Below are 252 nucleotides of genomic sequence, written 5' to 3'. Positions count from 1 at the left end.
CCCGCCCATCAGCTTCGCGTAGATGTAGTCCGCGACCTTGTGCGCGCTCATGCGCAAGCCGCTTTCCGGGCTCACCAGGACGAGGCCGCCGAGGCTTTCCTGTTTGACCGTGTCGTACAGCTTGAAGCGCACTTCGTACTGGCCGTTCGGCAGACGGTTCACACTGCCCGACACGAACGCATTGGCGCCCTTGGCCTTCCAGCTGCCGAGGTCGACGGACGCCGTTTCCGGCACCGGCGTGCTGCCCGCGTC

The 252-nt window shown here is 65.9% G+C and carries 1 pseudogene; it reads right to left on the bottom strand.

Features of this window, described 5'->3' with window-relative positions:
* Nucleotides 1-252 (bottom strand): annotated as a pseudogene (locus tag SB771_RS35880) (Tol-Pal system protein TolB); the annotation flags it as partial.

It is taken from the genome of Burkholderia sp. SIMBA_051, assembly GCF_046534915.1.
In the GTDB taxonomy this organism is placed as follows: domain Bacteria; phylum Pseudomonadota; class Gammaproteobacteria; order Burkholderiales; family Burkholderiaceae; genus Burkholderia; species Burkholderia ambifaria.
This window is presented reverse-complemented; position numbering and strand designations above follow the sequence as displayed.